The 17,870-nt window shown below is 36.7% G+C and carries 18 protein-coding genes and 2 tRNA genes; 9 read left to right on the forward strand and 11 right to left on the reverse strand.

All coding sequences use genetic code 11. The features are described 5' to 3' along the window. Positions 1-34 precede the first annotated feature (34 nt). Positions 35-295 (reverse strand): co-chaperone GroES, encoded by a 261-nt coding sequence (gene groES, locus ACM66U_RS03485; RefSeq protein ID WP_151900829.1) that lies wholly within the window; start codon positions 293-295, stop codon positions 35-37. Positions 296-509: 214 nt separating this feature from the next. Here groES and ACM66U_RS03490 point away from each other — a divergent pair. The 7 genes from ACM66U_RS03490 (at position 510) to ACM66U_RS03520 (ending at position 5,343) form a co-directional block, all read left to right on the forward strand. Further along, positions 510-586, forward strand: a tRNA-Met gene (locus tag ACM66U_RS03490). A 23-nt stretch (positions 587-609) separates the two neighbouring features. Then, positions 610-684: transfer RNA gene (locus ACM66U_RS03495), tRNA-Asn, on the forward strand. Then, complete coding sequence (locus tag ACM66U_RS03500; RefSeq protein WP_418641142.1) at positions 651-2,045, forward strand: tyrosine-type recombinase/integrase; 1,395 nt, start codon at positions 651-653, stop codon at positions 2,043-2,045. The genes ACM66U_RS03495 and ACM66U_RS03500 overlap by 34 nt, the downstream gene beginning before the upstream one ends. Positions 2,046-2,963: 918 nt before the next feature. Then, a complete protein-coding gene (locus ACM66U_RS03505; RefSeq protein ID WP_418641143.1) occupies positions 2,964-3,470 on the forward strand; it encodes a replication/maintenance protein RepL in 507 nt (168 codons plus the stop codon). Positions 3,471-3,815: 345 nt separating this feature from the next. Next, the gene (locus tag ACM66U_RS03510) at positions 3,816-4,301 is read left to right on the forward strand and encodes a SixA phosphatase family protein (RefSeq protein WP_418641144.1); all 486 of its coding nucleotides are present in this window, start codon (positions 3,816-3,818) and stop codon (positions 4,299-4,301) included. 96 nt (positions 4,302-4,397) lie between these two features. Continuing rightward, the gene (locus ACM66U_RS03515; protein ID WP_346389526.1) at positions 4,398-4,733 is read left to right on the forward strand and encodes a hypothetical protein; all 336 of its coding nucleotides are present in this window, start codon (positions 4,398-4,400) and stop codon (positions 4,731-4,733) included. Further along, on the forward strand, positions 4,696-5,343 hold the full coding sequence (locus tag ACM66U_RS03520; RefSeq protein WP_418641145.1) for a type II secretion system protein: 648 nt from the start codon (positions 4,696-4,698) through the stop codon (positions 5,341-5,343). Before ACM66U_RS03515 ends, ACM66U_RS03520 begins: the two co-directional genes overlap by 38 nt. 7 nt (positions 5,344-5,350) lie before the next feature. On the opposite strand, the gene ACM66U_RS03525 is transcribed toward ACM66U_RS03520, so the two are convergent. From ACM66U_RS03525 to gyrA, 10 genes are all read right to left on the reverse strand, one after another. Next, a complete protein-coding gene (locus ACM66U_RS03525) occupies positions 5,351-5,641 on the reverse strand; it encodes a hypothetical protein (RefSeq protein ID WP_151900825.1) in 291 nt (96 codons plus the stop codon). A 332-nt stretch (positions 5,642-5,973) separates the two neighbouring features. Continuing rightward, positions 5,974-7,614, reverse strand: a complete 1,641-nt coding sequence (locus tag ACM66U_RS03530) for a Na/Pi cotransporter family protein (RefSeq protein ID WP_418641146.1) — start codon at positions 7,612-7,614, stop codon at positions 5,974-5,976. Continuing rightward, entirely contained in the window at positions 7,615-8,571 is a 957-nt protein-coding gene (locus tag ACM66U_RS03535; RefSeq protein WP_418641147.1) for a radical SAM protein, read from the reverse strand. Then, a complete protein-coding gene (hemE, locus tag ACM66U_RS03540; protein WP_418641148.1) occupies positions 8,555-9,595 on the reverse strand; it encodes a uroporphyrinogen decarboxylase in 1,041 nt (346 codons plus the stop codon). Before hemE ends, ACM66U_RS03535 begins: the two co-directional genes overlap by 17 nt. 9 nt (positions 9,596-9,604) lie before the next feature. Beyond that, positions 9,605-10,123 (reverse strand): YqhA family protein, encoded by a 519-nt coding sequence (locus tag ACM66U_RS03545; protein ID WP_346389531.1) that lies wholly within the window; start codon positions 10,121-10,123, stop codon positions 9,605-9,607. Next, complete coding sequence (locus tag ACM66U_RS03550; RefSeq protein ID WP_346389532.1) at positions 10,124-11,155, reverse strand: aspartate-semialdehyde dehydrogenase; 1,032 nt, start codon at positions 11,153-11,155, stop codon at positions 10,124-10,126. 16 nt (positions 11,156-11,171) lie between these two features. After that, the gene (locus ACM66U_RS03555; RefSeq protein ID WP_418641149.1) at positions 11,172-12,311 is read right to left on the reverse strand and encodes a sigma-54-dependent transcriptional regulator; all 1,140 of its coding nucleotides are present in this window, start codon (positions 12,309-12,311) and stop codon (positions 11,172-11,174) included. A 22-nt stretch (positions 12,312-12,333) separates the two neighbouring features. After that, entirely contained in the window at positions 12,334-12,744 is a 411-nt protein-coding gene (locus ACM66U_RS03560) for a hypothetical protein (RefSeq protein WP_418641150.1), read from the reverse strand. Then, entirely contained in the window at positions 12,693-13,172 is a 480-nt protein-coding gene (locus tag ACM66U_RS03565) for an LPP20 family lipoprotein (RefSeq protein WP_418641151.1), read from the reverse strand. The genes ACM66U_RS03560 and ACM66U_RS03565 overlap by 52 nt, the downstream gene beginning before the upstream one ends. 64 nt (positions 13,173-13,236) lie before the next feature. Then, positions 13,237-15,717: a DNA gyrase subunit A gene (gyrA, locus tag ACM66U_RS03570; protein ID WP_418641152.1), complete on the reverse strand. Its 2,481-nt coding sequence runs from the start codon at positions 15,715-15,717 to the stop codon at positions 13,237-13,239. A gap of 198 nt (positions 15,718-15,915) precedes the next feature. Here gyrA and ACM66U_RS03575 point away from each other — a divergent pair, with 198 nt between their 5' ends. Together ACM66U_RS03575 and ACM66U_RS03580 are read left to right on the forward strand one after the other, a co-directional pair. Next, positions 15,916-17,226 (forward strand): ammonium transporter, encoded by a 1,311-nt coding sequence (locus tag ACM66U_RS03575; protein WP_418641153.1) that lies wholly within the window; start codon positions 15,916-15,918, stop codon positions 17,224-17,226. An 81-nt stretch (positions 17,227-17,307) separates the two neighbouring features. Next, on the forward strand, positions 17,308-17,646 hold the full coding sequence (locus ACM66U_RS03580) for a P-II family nitrogen regulator (protein ID WP_151900817.1): 339 nt from the start codon (positions 17,308-17,310) through the stop codon (positions 17,644-17,646). Positions 17,647-17,870: the final 224 nt, after the last annotated feature.

Here is a 17,870-nt window from a genome sequence, read left to right on the forward strand (position 1 = left end):
TGTTAAACTCCTTATATTTTTTAATTTTTTTTACTTAACCAATGATTCCGAAAATATCATCAACATCTATTACTATATATAAATCACCATCAAGTGTAACCTCATTTCCGGAGTATTTACCAAAAATAACTTCATCACCTTTTTTTAGCTCACTCACCTCTGAACTTACTGCTACAATTTCCCCGCGAGAAGGCTTCTCTTTTGCATTATCAGGGATAATAATACCTGAACTCGTAGTATTAGCCTCTTCAACACGTTTAACCAATACTCTTTTTCCTAAAGGTGTAAAATTCATTATATCTCCTTACAAATATGATTAATTTATGAGAAGAATATTACAAGAAAAAAGTAAAAATGTCAATACCTTTAGTCATATTGACTAAGCTTACCTTATTCTTACATGTAAAGTTCTTTGACAAGTTGCTGTATGTGTCCAAATTACTCAATTAAAAGCCTGTTTTAGTAAAAATAAAGTTTAATATATGTATAATTCCACCCTCTTAAACGATGTCAGGGTAGCTCAGCTGGTTAGAGCACTGGTCTCATAAGCCGGGGGTCGGGGGTTCAAGTCCCCCCTCTGACACCATTTTAAAGAGAACTTTTTTACATTCCGGATTAGCTCAGCGGTAGAGTAGGTGACTGTTAATCACTTGGTCACTGGTTCGAATCCAGTATCCGGAGCCAGACTTCAAGAACACCTTAATTTAGGGACTTTCAAGAGATTTTCAACCTCCGAAAGCCAGAAAAAATCAAACTGTGATACTTCAAGAAAAATCTATGATACTAAATTTCTAAGACTCTATCGTGTTAATGAAATCTACTACTATCGTCGTCGTATTAACCAAAAATTATTTAGAATTTCACTTAGAACTAAAAACTTAAATGAAGCTATAAAGAGGAAAAAAGTTTTAGACTTATTAAAAGGAGAGGAGTTGTTTGAGCTGACTACAAAAGATTTTAAACTTGTATTCGAATATAATACAGAAGAGGAACTAAGAATTGCTCTTGAGAATGCCGCAAGATTGCAGATACAGCAACAGCTTCAACACTATAAAACAGTAAAAAATCAAGTAGAAATGTTAGCAACCGACAGTATTCAAAAACCGGAGAAATTTACTTTCGAAGAACTCAAAGAAAAATATATATCTCAAGCTATATATGACGGTAATGTTAAAGAGAGTAGTATAGTTGATTATACAACCACTTTTAACAGGCTTATAGACTATTTTAAAGACAAAGATATAAACGAGCTTACAGTGCAAGATATAGAAGCATTTAAACTCCATTTAAACACAATTATAGTTCGTAAAAAAAATTTATCAAAGAAAACAATCAATAAACACTTAATATATACGAAACAGTTTCTAAAATTCGCAAAGGAACGAGAGTATATATTAAAAAATGTAGCTGAGCCTGTAAAGCTTTACAATAAACGACAAACTAAAGCAGGAAAGAAAAAAGCAAAAAACTTTACAGACGAAGAGATACAAGCACTTTTAACAAAAAAAGAGGATAGATACTATGATAAAACTTTAAAACTTTTTATAAAAATTGCTGTGTATTCTGGAATGAGACTTGGAGAGATAAATTCACTTACAAATGATTCAATCAAGCAAGATGACAAAACGGGTATCTACTACTTTGATTTACAAGAATCTAAAACAATAAACGGTATAAGAAAAATTCCAATACATTACAAAATTTTAGAAGAGGTTTTACAAACAGATTTTCCACTTTATAAAGATAAAAGCGAAGACTCTCTGCAAAAAAAACTGAACCGACAAATTAAAAAAGTTGTCAAAGCTCAACCAGCAAAAACTTTTCATGGATTTAGAGGAACATTTATGCAAAAAGCTGTAAATAATTTTCCAGAAATTTTTGTAGTAACTCAAGATATAGTTGGACATAGCAAAGACGATAAAGCTTCATTGACAATAGATATCTATGCACAAGGTTTTAACTTAGAACTAAAACAAAAAGTTATCAACAGTGTTGATTATTTTTCTTTAGAAAATGAGATTGACTCTGTCAATCAATTGGGATAATTATTAAAACCAAAGTCGAAGAAACGAAGTTTCTTCTCTTCCGGGAAAAGCAAACGAAGTTTGCGTCTAAGCTTCGCTCCGCCGAAGCGTTCAAAAAAAGGTATCTAAAAATTATAAAAAAATAATAAATGAGGGGGCACTATACGCCCATTCGTGTAAGACACGAATGTGGAATAGTGCCGATTTTTCGGCGTAAGACAAAATTTAAATGTCTTACGTTTTTGTCTTACATAATACTTCTTTTTTTATAAAAACCTCGATAAATCCAATTAAAAACCCGTAAGACAAAAATCTTTATAAATACTTCAAAAAATCCGGACTATTAAAATCAATCCGAAAATTGAAATAATTTGAGGATTGCACAGATAATCGAGCCGCTTTCAAGCGTCTCTAACCCCAGAGGGGCCCGAATTTTAGGGGCTTTTCCTTAACGCTTTTCAGCGTTAGTTTTTTATTTTAGCAGTTATTAGAGCCGTTATAGAGCTGTTGTATATTTATCCAATGCCCTTAAACAGGGAAATATCTCGCCGTTCTTGAGCGGTTCAAAGAGCGTTAAAAAGCTAATCAAAAGAATATATCAATATTCTTATCATAAATATTTTAATATTTAAAATTTTGCCCCTCCCAAAAATAAAAGAAGGAAGAAAATTTATAAAATTTGACAAAATTGAAGAACTTTTCTTAAATTTTTTTAAAAAATAGCTCAATCAAGTCTCACCAAATAGATTATAGACTCTCACCATATAGGTGAGACTTATTAACCAAATAGGTGAGAAATAGCATAAACACTAATCAAATAGGTTATAACTCTTCATTAAATTTAGTGAGACTTTTTTATTTTTTTATTTCCATTTTTAAGATTTTTCTCATTTTTTTTGTTAAGATTATCTAACTTAAAAAAAACTTAAGGAGTATGCTATGAAAAATATTACATATTTAGAAACAAGAACAGAAGCGAAAATTGATTTAAAAACAGGTGAAACAAGAGAAGTTGAACAAACAACAGAAAGAACTGTTAAAGTAGAACAAGAACCAAGCTTTATCAAGCTTTATTTGCAAGATATATGTAAATTAAACGATATTCCAAAAACAGGTAGCAAATTGCTTAATGAACTTTTAAAATACACTTCCTATGATAACTCTATATTATTACCAAGTGCTATTAAGAAAGATATAGCAAAAAAGCTTGATACAAGTGTTGGAGTGTTAGATAATGCTTTATCGAAACTTACCAAAAAAGGGATACTCAAAAGAAAAGGAACAGGTGTATATGTGCTTAATCCATTTTTCTTTGGAAAAGGAAAATGGACAGATATTAAAAAAATAAGAGCAGAATGGGAATATAGTGAAGAAGGTAGAGTATTAACAACTGTTGAAATTGAACAAAAAATAGAAAATGAAATTGAAGAACTTATAGAAAATTAGTGATATTATCGAGCTTTTTACAAAAAGCGTGAAGTTATATTATGGAATATACAAGAGATTAAGAAAAATTTAATAAATTCAAAAGTATTATAGTTTCAATTATGTCACTTTGAGGGAGAAACTATGATACATTTATCCGAAGCCAACAACTTAAAGTCCCTAATATACGAGGTTTTAGAGGATTTTTTCGCAAATCCAGTATCCGGAGCCACATCAATTATAACCCTTTATATACAAACTTTCCAACAAATTTATTTACTCACAGCATTTTTTTCAAGACTCATCGGTATTTGCCTGTTTTTTATCAATTTCTGCTAGCATAACACAGAACAAAGGATCATAATTATGAAAACACTTTATATAATAAGACATGCTAAATCGAGTTGGAAAAATATGGATTTGGATGATTTTGACAGGCCTTTAAACAAAAGAGGCAGGCATGATGCTCCAATGATGGGCGAAAGACTTCGCAAAAAAAAGAGTATGCCTGATCTTATTTTGTCGAGTCCTGCAAAACGAGCGAAGATGACGGCAGAGAGTATTGCAAAGAAGGTTCACTATAATAAAAAGAAAATTGTTTATGACCAAAATATTTATGAAGCTGACGTGAGTACGTTGGAAGATATACTTATGGATATTGACGACAAATACAATACCGTGTTTTTGGTAGGACATAATCCGGGGCTGAATGAATTAGCAGAGCATTATGCAGGTTATACAGAAAATTTGCCAACCTGCGGCATTGTCAGTATCGCTTTTACATGTAAACAATGGAAAGATATAGATAGTGACAATGCCAAGTTGCTATTTATTGATTATCCGAAAAAATAAAAAAACATTTATAAAGAAAAATTACTTTTTATAAAGTATGCTTATTTTGCTAATAAATACTATACTGAGATAATTAATAATTCAAAGGAATATTTTATGTATACGGTACAAATGGAAAAAGAGTGTGAGTGCTTTAAAAAAAGTGAATACGAAAACAATGTTACATTTCAAACACAGCAAGAAGCATATAAGTATGCAAATATAGTAGCTGAACTTATGAATGAAGAGTTCTGCGGGAAACACACTTTTGATGCACAACTGGCCGAAGGCGATATGTTTGTAATAAGAGTGGCTTTGAATACTACCGCGGTTTCTGGTTGCAGCACAGGTGTGAGTTGCGATGTTGGCTGTGAATCTACCGATGACTGGTCTCTTGAATCAACACAGAAGTCCAATGGCGGCAGCTGCGGCAGTGGATGTGGTTGTGCTTAAACACAACTATTTTGATATAATAAAAAAAATAGAATCTACAGGCAGACTAAAAGAGAGAGTATTAATGAAAAAAGCATTTACATTACTGGAACTGGTATTTGTAATAGTTGTGATTGGGATATTGGCTGCTGTTATTCTCCCCAGAGTAAAGACAAACCCGGTTGCCGAAGCAGCTGTTCATTTACTTTCACAAATCAGATATACACAGCATTTGGCAATCATAGATGACAAGTTTACCCAAAGTAATACTTGGTACAAAGACCGGTGGCAAATTGTTTTGAATGGCAACAGGTTTTCCATAGTGAGTGATAATAACACAAGATTTGCAAAAGATCCGCAAACTGACACTGATATAAATAGTGTAGTTTTAAAAGGGGTAACTTCAGTTACAACTTCTGGCGGCTGTGCCAATCAGTCTGTAATCAGTTTCGATCATTTAGGCAGACCGCTTGTCGGAAGTCTTGCCGCAACAACAGCTGCATATACTGCAATGGGTAATAATGGTGCACTTTTAACCGTTGATTGTAATCTTACACTTGCAAACGGCAGTGATGAAAATGTTACTATAACTATCAGACCGGAAACAGGATATGCGAGTATTGAACCGTGAAGCGTACTTACGCTCCACCACCAATTTCGGCATGCAGGTCAAGATAATGTTTGTCATTTCGGGGCATAGTATCACTCATATCACGGGCTTCTTCAAGTGCTTTGATAACTTCATCGAGTTTTTCATAAGGCAAATGTACTTTCCAGTCATGGTCGTCATCCCCTTCAAGTGAAATTCCTATACTAACGACGGGACTGCTGAAGTCACCATACGGTTGTTCAATATGAGCAACACTTATCTCTCCATACCTTGAATTCGGCAACTGAATTGTAGCTATTGATAATGCTGATTTAGGCATCTCTTCTCCTTAATTGTCAAGAGCACATAATAATCATAAAAAGTTATTCTTTCTGATTCAAATGGCTTGTATAAAATCTTATCAAATAAGACTGAAAATCTTTTTTTAAATAATATTTAATTATTTAAGTACAGTAAAATAAACCGGAGATTATAAATAATTATATATCAGATTTTATTATATTATAAGAATTTAAATAATTATGATAATCATTCATATAAAAAGAGGATCTAAAGTCAGTCAGTATGCCCCTGCACGCAGTATATATAAAAAAAGGAATCTATAAGTATGCTTTTATTTGAAGAAATAAAATTAGATTGGTTTCTTAAATTTTATAATTCGTTTAATTTCAGTATATTGTACATAGACTTTGAAAAACTCTTTACTGAGTGCATGTCATTGATTGCCATAGTCGTCACATCAGATTTGATACTATGGTTTCTTGCAATATCTTTTATTATGAGAGTGCTTTTTCTGTAAGCATCCGCAATTCTTTTGTAAATTTCATCCATCTCTTTCATGGAATCTTCATCTCCCTGGATGGCTTTGTTAAAAGCCTGAATATTTTTGAGTATTTGATAGCGTATGTTTTTGTAAAACTGCTGTTCTTCCTTTGTATGTGCATTATAAAAATAATCCAAATCATACAGCATATCTTTTATGACTTTAGCGGCAGTGGCAAGATAATTGACTTCTTTTATGAGTCTGTTTAGCTTATCATTGTACTCTTCATCATTATTGACAGCAGAAAGTTCAGAGGCATAACGGTATATTTCACCTTCCAAAAGACGTATTTTTTCATATACTTTTTCAAATTCTACATTAAAACTGTGGGTGTATTTATCTAAAATTTTATCTATCGCCATATGCTCGTCAAGAACTTTTGACGGAGGCACATTGATGGCAAGCAGGGCAAACTCCTGAACTTTTTTCAAAAGATGCTCTATCTCTTTTTTGAGTGCTTCTATAGCAATTTGTGGAACTTCTGTAGATACATTACATATAAATTTTGTAACTTTGTCCTGTGCCTGGTGAAAGTATTTTTGTGTAAATGCCGTTAAAAATGATATAAAAGGATACCAGATAAGAACGCCCAGTATGTTAAACAAGGTATGAAAAATTGCAATTTTTATAACGCCGTCTGTATGCGGAAATGCAAAATTTACCAAACTAATCAATTGATATAAAAAGAGTAAACTGATAACTCCGGTAGAGACATTGAAAAGCAAATGGGCCAGTGCCACTCTTTTTTTATCCGCAATACCGCCAATACTGCCAAGTAAAGCTGTTACGGTTGTTCCTATATTTGTTCCAATTACAAAAGCAGCCGCAGCTTCAAAACCGATTACATGTGTGTAAAGCGCACTTTGTGCAATGGCTATGGAAGCTGAACTTGATTGTATGACAGCGGTTAAAGCGAGTCCTATTAAAGCATACCAATAGGGTGTCGAAAACTGATATGCGGTCATATCAAAGTTTTGGGCACTGTCACTAAAACTCTCTTTCATTCCCTCAAGCCCTAAAAATATAAGACCAAAACCAACCAAAACACCAAAATAGTTTTTCCATTTGGATGTGTCAGAACTTAAGACCTGTCCCATGCCTCCTATTCCTATAACAGCATAGGAGAGCAGTTTTATATCCATGTTAAAGCCGATAACAGCAACAATCCATGCAGTGACAGTTGTTCCTATATTGCTTCCGAGTATAATGGCTATACTGCTTTGCAAACTCATCAGCTGGGCTCCGACAAGAGAAAGAGCCATAAGTGTCACTACGGAAGAGCTTTGAAATACAGCTGTTGAAAAGATTCCTGTAAGCAGGCTTTTAAAATGTGTTTTTGTTGCATTTTGGACAAATCGCTTAAAAGCATACCCTGCGGAAGATTTGATTTGTTCTTCAAGGTAAAGCATTCCGAAGAGGAAAAGTCCCAAACCGGAAAAGGCTTCAATCCAAATCTTATAATGCTCCATCTAGTGTCCGTTGCCAGGTTGACGCTTTCTTTTCAGATTGTCGGCGGGAACATAAAATTCTAAATTTCCGACCTTTTTAACCATGACAGCATTACATGTAAGCAAATTGTTCAGGTTCTCTCTGCTTTTTTCATCAAAAAGCAGAGCAATATCCTCCGGAGTCAAAGGACGCTTGTCTAAAGTATTGAGTACATCTTCTTTTGTATAATAGGAATTGTTTGGCTCTGCATGGAGCCGTGAAGCTATATGGATGGGTAAATCGGCATCAAACATAAGGGCTATGGTATGCAGCTCTTTGTAGCTTATTCCTGTCACAGGGTAGGCCGGAGGTCTGTCTATCGTACCGATATCTACTCTCTGACATTTTATTTTATGCAAAACTTCATTTAGTTTTTGTATCTCCTCTTTTGTATCATTCAAGCCATGTACAAAGAGAATCTCTATAAAAAGTTTTCCTCTATATTTTTGAGAAAAATCTATGACTTTTTGGACAACATTTTCTATCTTGATAGAAGGATGGGGTCTGTCTATCTTTTTAAATATTTCATGGCTTACAGCATCAAGAGAAAGTTTTACCTGGTCAAGTTTTAAAAGGGAGTTGAAAACTTTTTCAGTAACAAGCGTAGCACTGTTTGTCAGTATCAATGTTTGAGTATCTTCTTTTATCTCATTTATGGCATCTATAAGTCTGTCAAGATGAGGGTAGAGTGTAGGTTCTCCGTTGGCAGTCAGTGTTATGACATCTATTTTATCATGAAGGTGCTTACGCAGTTCAGTAATAATTTCATCAACTGAAACGATAAGTGTCTGTTCTTTTACTGTCGCGCTTGGTGCCAGTTCGCAGTAAAGACAGTCAAAATTGCACTGTTTTGCTGATGGTGAAAGATCCACACCCAAACTCATACCGAAACGGCGTGAGTTGACAGGTCCGAAGATAATATTATTTTTTGCTGACACGGTGGCACTCTTGTATGAAGTGCTTTGCATTTTCAACAGGAACATCCGGAAGGATTCCGTGACCCAGGTTGAATATATGGCGTTTTCCCTGCATAGTTTTTTGAATCTCTTCTACCGCCTCAGTCGTTGCCTTTTTTGAGTACAGACGGCATGGTTCCATATTGCCCTGAAGAACATATTTGTCACCGAGTTTTTCTTTTGCCAGTTCCATAGGTGTGGACCAGTCAACACCAAAAACATCGAAATTTCCGTATATTTTATCCAAAAATGCCGGAATGCCTTTGGGAAACATAATAATAGGAATATGGGGATATTTTTCTTTTAGATATTCGGCAATTTCTACCATATATTTCCAGGAAAACTCATCATATTTGTTTGGCTCAATCGCAGCAGCCCAAGAGTCGAAAATCTGTACAACATCTATGCCTGCTTCTATCTGTTTTTGCATGTAAAATTTTACGACATCAGTCACTTTTGCAAGAATTTTGTGCAGAAGTTCAGGGTTTGAATACATCATTTTTTTGCATACATTGTATGTTTTTGTTCCCTGTCCTTCTATCATATATGTTGCAAGTGTCCACGGTGAACCTGTAAAACCAATAAGCGCTTTGTCTTGGGCAAGCTTTGTTTTGATGAGTTTGATGGTGTCATACACATAGGTAAGTTTGCTCGCAGCTTCTTCCCCGCCTGTGAGTCTGTCTATATCTTCTTCGTTTTTAATCGGGTCAGAAAATTTCGGGCCTTCTCCTTTGACAAATGACAAATCCATACCCATTTCATCAGGAATTACAAGGATATCGCTAAAAAGTATAGCCGCATCAACACCAACTATATCTACAGGCTGAAGAGTGACCTCACAGGCCATTTCCGGATTGTGACAAAGATTTAAAAAATCTCCTGCTTTGGCACGTACTGCCATATACTCGGGCAGATAACGCCCCGCCTGTCTCATCATCCATACGGGAGTGTATGGTGTCTCTTTCCCAAAACATGCATCTACAAATATTTTATTTTTTATTCCCATTTTTTTTCCTTAGTGATTGTGTCCGACTTTACTTAAAAAATACAAACCGACAGCAACGGCAGTAATAGATAAAGCCAAATAGAGTAATTCTAACGGTGTCTGGTAGCTTGCAAGTCCCACTTTTTTAAAGAAGCCTACAACCAAAACCATCACAATTACTTTGGATATTTTGTCTTTGAGTTGATCAAGCGAGTGAATAGACAAAATTTTATTTTCTCTTGTAGTATCTTCTCTTGCCGCATCAATATCCGAGATAAACAATTCATACAATCCGAAAGAAAACAACAGCATAACAACGCCGATAAGATATAAATCCACGGCACCTATAATTCCGCCGACAACCAGTTCATGAAAGTGCTCCGGGTGATGATGGTTCACATAGGTGTTTATTACAAGTTTAGCTGTATCATATATATCAAAACTTGCAACAATAAAAAGCGCTACAGCTCCGATCAGACCGAAAATTACGGCCATTAAAACCATAAAGCGCGAACTCCAGAGTCCGCTTTCAAAGATTTTTTCAATCATTTACGATCCTTCTTCCATCTCTATCCATTTTTGGGCAATTCTTACTGCATTTGTAGCAGCGCCTACTCTTAAATTGTCTGCAACGACAAACATATGCAGCATATTGTTTGAAAAGAGGTCATTTCTGATACGCCCGACAAATGTTTCATTTTTGTCTATGCATGCAGCAGGCATAGGATAGAGTGCTTCATCAGGATTGTCCAAAACCACTATGTTGGGTGCTTTTTTTAGGATTTCTCTTGCTTCGTTTGCATCTATTTTAGAATCAAAAGTCATAGTGATTGATTCTGCATGACCGCGAAGTGTCGGAACACGAACACAGGTAGCGCTCAGAGCAATTTCTTTGTGCATGATTTTTGTTGTCTCGTTCACCATTTTCATCTCTTCTTTCGTGTAACCGTTGTCTGTAAATACATCAATTTGAGGGATGACATTGAGTGCAATCTGATGGTTGAATGCCTTGTGCTCTGCTTCATCAAGTTTAAAAGCAAAAAATGCCTGCATTTGACTGACAAGTTCCTCCATGGCAGATTTTCCTGCACCGCTGGTTGCCTGGTATGTATCAACATCAACACGAACCAAATCATATGCTTCGTCAAGAGGTTTGAGTGCCTGTACCATTTGGATAGTGGAACAGTTTGGATTGGCAATAATACCTGTTTCTTTCCATTGCGCAATATCCTGAGGATTGACCTCAGGGACAACAAGAGGAACATTGGGATCCATTCTGAAGTGAGAGGTGTTGTCAATTACAACAGCACCTGCTGCAACTGCGGAAGGGGCAAATTCTGCGCTGACACTGCCTCCGGCACTAAAGAGGGCAATATCCACCTCTTCTTTTTCAAAGACATCATGTGTCAGTTCTATAATATCAAAGCTTTCCTTGTTAAACTCTACCTGCTTGCCGACGCTTCTTGCACTTGCAAGCGGTACCAGTTTTTTAAGAGGAAAATCAATTTCTTCCAATACTCTTAAAATCTCTTCACCGACAGCACCGTTTGCACCGACAACAGCTACATTATATTTTTTCATTCAATTTTCTCCTGTTCTATTTTCTGTTATTTAAAAAAAGTTCGTCTTTTTGAATTTCACTGGTTTCACTGAGTATGACAGAACGCTCCACTACTGAAAGCAACTCTCGAATATTTCCGGGCCAGGTATATGATAAAAGCTCACTTTCTGCCTCAGCAGAGAGGCTTTTTGTATCAAAACCATACTTTTGACAGTTGTGTGCAATCATCTTTTGTGCAATTTCCAATATTTCGTCTTTTCTTTCTCTCAAAGGTGGAATATGGAGAGGAATAGTATTGAGTCTGTAATACAGGTCCTCTCTGAATTCTCCTTTTTTTATCTTCTCGTTTAAATTTGCGTTTGTTGCCGAAACGACGCGTATGTCTATTTTAATGGCTTTTGCAGAGCCAAGTCTGCGCACCTCTTTTTCCTGTAGGGCCCGAAGCAGCTTTGCCTGAACACCATAGGGCATTTCCCCTATCTCATCCAAAAAGAGTGTTCCTCCGTTTGCCAGTTCAAACTGTCCCGCTTTAGCTTCGGTCGCATCGGTAAATGCCCCCTTTTCAAAGCCAAAAAGCTCACTCTCTATCAAGTTCTCAGGAATTGCCGCCATATTGATAGCAATAAAGGGTTTTTTTGCTCTTGGAGAGTTTTTGTGTATATAAGAAGCAAAAACTTCTTTGCCGACACCGCTTTCTCCCAAAAGCAAAATACTTGCATCTGTTTTGGAAGCCTTTTGGGCAATGCCTAAAACTTTTGTAAGTGCTTCAGACGAGCCTAAAAAATCATTCGTCGTTTTTTTGCTTTTTTGCGCCGATTTTTTTACTTTTTGGACAACTGCCTCGCGTTTAATCGCATCGACAAGCGTGTCTACATCAAAAGGTTTGAGCAAAAAATCTTTGACACCAAGATGGATAGATTCGATAGCCCGACTCAGTGTTGCATTCCCTGTCATGATAATAACTTCGTATCTGCCGCCCAGTTCTTTGACAAATTCTATGCCGTCCATTCCGGGCATATTGATATCGGTAATGACCAGATCAAAACTGTCATCAAGTACTTTAAGTGCATCTTTGGCATTTTTAAATGTTTTTACTCTAAACTCTTTGTAATCGCCCATAGCAATTTCAAGAGATTTACGCATATTGATATCATCTTCGACTATGGCTATTTTCACAAAAAGTCCTGTTTTTATTCGGCTATTTTAAAGCTGATATTCTAACAAAATTATCATTAAAATCGACTTTGAAGCATGTTGTTTTTAGAGTAATAATCGTAGTTGAGGTGTTTTGAAAATTTATTGTGCTTGCGTAATGTTGTACATTAAGACCAATTTTTTGTATATAGTTGATGAATTTTTCATTATTGTGTGCAATGATTTTTTTTAAATCTTTACTGTTGTCTGATTCGAGAATGAGTGTATTGGAAGGAAATCCTTTGCACTTGTGCATTGAATGAGATATTTCAAGTCCCCGATTATAAAGTAAAGCATCTTTTACGACATATCTGTAGGAAATAAGATATTCACTTGCAGAGAGTGCAAGTGAATGAAAAAGTATTATTGCACAAATTGAGAGTGAGAAAGTGTGATTTCCATCTCTACTTCGCATAAACCCTCTTTGAATGTTGTTTCCACTATATTTGCATTTCTTACCATTGCATCTACGGATGTTCGTACACTGGAGCGTTTGACCATCATGTTTTTAATAAAGTCTTTCCCGTCTACTCTGACACCTTTTACTTTTTCAGCTATAAGTCTATAAGCATCAGCAATGGCAGCACGTTTTGCCAAAGCATATGCTTGTGCGGGAGATGTTGTATTCATAGGTGCAACACCTTGTCCGACGACACTGATGAGAAGGGGTCTTTTCGCTGAAAGTACTTCGCTTTGCAAAGGTTGTTGCATCTTGTGAACAGGGCAAGGTGCCTTTACTGTTTTGGCAGTTTGGGTAGGAATAGCCGTTACTACAGTCTTAGCAGGTTGTGCTGCAAAAGATACAACACTAAGTAATGTTAGTAATACCAGAGAGTATTTCATAGAATATCCTTAAAGGAGGAGTCAGTATGACTCCAGGTTTTATATTTTAAATTATCAGCAATTACTATTCCAAGTCTAAAGAAGGAGGTGTGTCTTCCTCATCCTCTTCGCTTTTTTCTTCTTTCGGACAGCGTGAAATACTGACAACTTCATCCCCTTTTACTATATAGACCCCGGAAGTGTTTCTGCTTGATTTGGAGATCGTCTGCATATCAACACGTATCATTTTACCGGCTTTTGTGAGCGCCATCATATCCATGCCCTCATCTACCATTAGGCAGCCGACAATATGTTTGCCTGTTTTTGCAGTCATTTTCATGGCAATGACACCGGAACCGCCACGGTTTGTCAGTCTGTATTCTCCTGCATCCGTACGTTTTCCTATCCCTTTTTCAGCGACAATCAAAATCTCCTGATCATCACTTGCTATAATGTTTGCATCGACGACTTCATCACCTTCGTACTTGAACTTAATCCCTCTTACTCCACGTGTACTTCGTCCCTGTTCCCGGGTTTTTTCAATTTCAAATTTGATGCACTGTGCAAGTTTTGTCACAATAAAGAGGTATTTAATGCTTTTGTCCGCAATTTTTGCTGTAATGAGCGCATCATCCTCATCAAGAACAATTGCTCTGACACCGTTGCTTCTGATATTGCTGAATTCGCTTAAATTTGTTCGTTTGACAATTCCGTTTTTTGTAAAGAAAACCAAAGATTTCTCTTCGCTGAAATCAGTTGTCGGAATAATAGACTGAATTTGCTCATCCGCCATTAAATTAAGTAAATTGACAACAGCTTTTCCTTTGGCTGTACGACTTCCTTCAGGTATACGATAGACTTTCAGCCAGTGGAGTTGTCCTCTGTCTGTCACAAAAAGGAGCGTATCGTGCGTATTACATGTAAAGAAGTTTTCTATAAAGTCATCTTCATAGGTTGTGACAGCAGTTTTTCCTTTGCCTCCGCGTTTTTGCTTTTCATAGCTTGCAAGCGGTACACGCTTGATGTATCCTCTGTGTGTAATTGTAACAACCATCGGTTCATTGGGAATCAGGTCTTCTATGTCTATATCATCATAGTCATCTTCGATGTCAGTTCTTCGTTTTGTGGTATATGTTTGTAAAATTTCATCAAATTCATCACCTATTATACCGTGCAGCACTTTTTCACTTTGTAGAATTGACTCAAGAAACTCAATTTGTTTCATAAGTTCTGCCAATTCATTTTCTATTTTTTCAATTTCAAGTCCTGTAAGACGACCAAGACGCATTGCAACAATGCTTGCAGCTTGGATTTCTGAAAAATCGAACTCTGTTACCAGGTTTTCTTTTGCTTCTTCTTCATTTGTGGAAGCACGGATAGTACGAATGACTTTATCAATAATATCTATTGCTTTTTTCAAACCTTCCAAAATATGTGCACGCGCTTTTGCTTTTTCCAAATCAAAAATTGTACGACGGATAATAATAGTTTTTCGGTGGTTGATAAAATGCTTGAGTATGTCAATAAGACCAAAAATTCTTGGTTCCTGGTTTAAAATGGAGAGCATTATGATACCGAAGGTTGTCTGCATTGCAGTTTGTTTAAATAAATTATTTAAAACAATTTCACTGATTGTGTCACGCTTGAGCTCAATGACAACGCGCATACCGTCCCGGTCGGATTCATCTCTGATTTCGCTTACCCCGTCTATCATTTTGTCTTTAACCAAATTGGCAACGTTTTCAATAAGACGGGCTTTGTTTACCTGATAAGGAAGCTCATCAATGACAATGACGTCTTTGTTTCCTTTTTTCTCAATATGTGTTTTTGCACGTACTTTTATACGGCCACGCCCTGTTTCATAGGCATCCATAATCCCTTTTTTCCCAAATATAATGCCGCCTGTCGGAAAATCAGGCGCTTTGATATGTTCCATGATTTCAGGAAGTGTAATATTGGGATTTTCCAGGAGTGCTTTGAGTCCGTTCATAATTTCAGTAGGGTTGTGGGGAGGAATGTTTGTTGCCATACCGACCGCAATCCCTGAAGAACCGTTTATTAAAAGGTTCGGCACACGTGTCGGCATTACATCCGGTTCTTTTGTTGTACCGTCATAGTTGTCTATCATATTGACAGTGTTCTTTTCCAAATCTTTTAAAAGTTCACCTGCATATTTTGTCATACGGGCTTCCGTATAACGCATTGCAGCAGCTGAGTCACCGTCAACCGAACCGAAGTTTCCCTGTCCGTCTACAAGTTCCATCCGCATGGAAAAATCCTGCGCCATTCGCACGAGTGCATCATAAACAGCTGTATCTCCGTGAGGGTGGTACTGACCGATAACATCACCGACGATACGTGCTGATTTTTTATACTTTGCACCAAATGAGAGATTGAGTTTGTCCATTGCATAAAGAATTCTTCTATGAACAGGTTTGAGCCCGTCTCTTACATCAGGCAGGGCACGACCGACAATAACACTCATAGAGTAATCAAGATAGCTGTTTTGAAGAGTTTCTTCTATATTTATACTTTGTATATCACCATTGTTTAACAAGTTGCTCATTGAAACACCTAAAATTTAAATTTATATATATTATCTTATTGTCGCTTAATAAAATGTTTAAAACTGATGAATTTTTGTGTAATTGAATAAATAATAGAGGAATTGTAAAAGCTGCTTAAAAATTAATCAGTTTAAGCTGAAAAAAAAGATGTAATTATTCTATAATTTGTTTTGAAAATATTCAACAAAAGGATTCACATGAAGAAATGGTTATTAGCATTTTTATTTGCTTTACCAACATTCGTATTTGCGGAGGATACAGCAACACTTGATACAGGTGATACAGCATGGATGATGATGTCAACTGCATTAGTATTATTGATGACACCTGCAGGTCTTGCACTGTTTTATGCAGGTATGACAAGAAGTAAAAATGTACTCAATACATACGCTATGGTTTTTGGAGCGTTTGTAGTTGCATTTGTCGTTTGGATTGCTGCCGGTTATTCTATAGCATTTGGTACAGCAGAGTCTGCCGCTGTTCAGAATGTAATGGGTGGATTCGGTAATGTCTTCTTAAACGGAATCAGCTGGCATGATTTAAGCGGAACATATCCTACCTATGTATTTGTGGCATTTCAGGGTACATTTGCAGCTATTACGGTAGCTATTGCTGCAGGTTCGGTTATAGAACGTATTAAATTCTCTACATGGCTGGTATTTGTGGCTCTTTGGGGACTTGTCGTGTATGCTCCTGTTGCTCATATGGTTTGGGGTGGAGACGGTGCCTATCTCTTTGATTTAGGTGCTTTAGACTTTGCCGGTGGTACAGTTGTACATATGAACGGCGGTCTGGCCGGTTTGGTTCTTGCTGTTCTTGTTGGCAAACGTGTCGGATATCCTAAGTCTGCAATGAAACCTGCTACAGTGCTTTTGACTGCGCTTGGTGCAGCTCTTTTATGGTTTGGCTGGTACGGATTCAATGCAGGATCTGCATTTGGAGCGAATGCCATTGCCGGTGTAGCACTCCTGACTACAACGATAGCAACTGCCGCAGCTGCTATTACATGGATGCTTGCTGAGTGGGTTGTTTATAAAAAGCCTACATTGCTGGGACTTGCTACAGGTGCTGTTTCTGGACTTGTCGCTATTACGCCTGCTGCCGGATTTGTTGGTGTGGGTGGTGCTTTTATCGTTGGTATCGTTGGAACGCTCTTCGCTTTTTGGGGTGTGACTGTGCTTAAAAAGAAACTTGGTTATGATGACTCTTTGGATGCATTCGGTGTTCACTTTTTAGCTGGTTTGTTTGGTGCACTCGCAACCGGTCTTTTGGCTTTAAAAGACAATGATCTGTTATGGGACGGACCGCTGAAAGAATCAGGTGACAGAATAGGACAGTTTATTGTTCAGGTTGAGTCTGTTGTTATTGTTGGACTGTTCACTCTTATCGGTACTGTTGTTGTTTACTATGTTGCTACTGCATTGACTGGTGGTTCACGTGTAAGTGAAGATGAAGAAACAATGGGTCTGGATGAATCTGTTCAAGGTGAAAGATACATGAATAACTAATCTCTTTTTGGGATTAGTGTATTGATTTTGTAATCAAAAATGGTTACAATTGATAAATAATAAAACTTTGGAGTAGTGATAATGAAAAAAGTAGAAGCGGTTATCAAACCATTTAAACTGGAAGATGTAAAAGATGCACTGGCAGAAATCGGTATTGACGGTATGACAGTAAGTGAAGTAAAAGGCTATGGCCGTCAAAAAGGGCATAGCGAATTGTACCGCGGTGCCGAGTATGTGGTTGATTTTTTACCGAAAATAAAAATGGAAATGGTTGTTACAGCAGACATGGTAGAACAGGTTACGGCAACAATTGTGGAAGCAGCACGTACAGGTAAAATCGGAGACGGTAAGATTTTTGTAAGCGACATAGAAAAAATTATTAGAATTCGTACAGGTGAAACTGACGAGGAAGCTATCTAAACAATAATGCTTTCTCGGAACCGGTACTTCAGTGCCGGCTGGTGCAATAGTCTTGCCACTCTCAGCCCGGACTGAAGTCTGCGTTGCAAAAAAATGCTTAACTTAATGGCGGTGTCCCACCCCCTTTGGCTTCGCTGGCCGCTATGGCACTCAAGCCGACTCCTTTACAAGGAGTAGAAAATCCACATATTGACTTCTTTGGCATTTAAAAATAATGATTTAAT

The organism is Sulfurimonas sp. ST-27, assembly GCF_048081595.1.
GTDB classification, from domain to species: Bacteria; Campylobacterota; Campylobacteria; order Campylobacterales; family Sulfurimonadaceae; genus Sulfurimonas; species Sulfurimonas hydrogeniphila.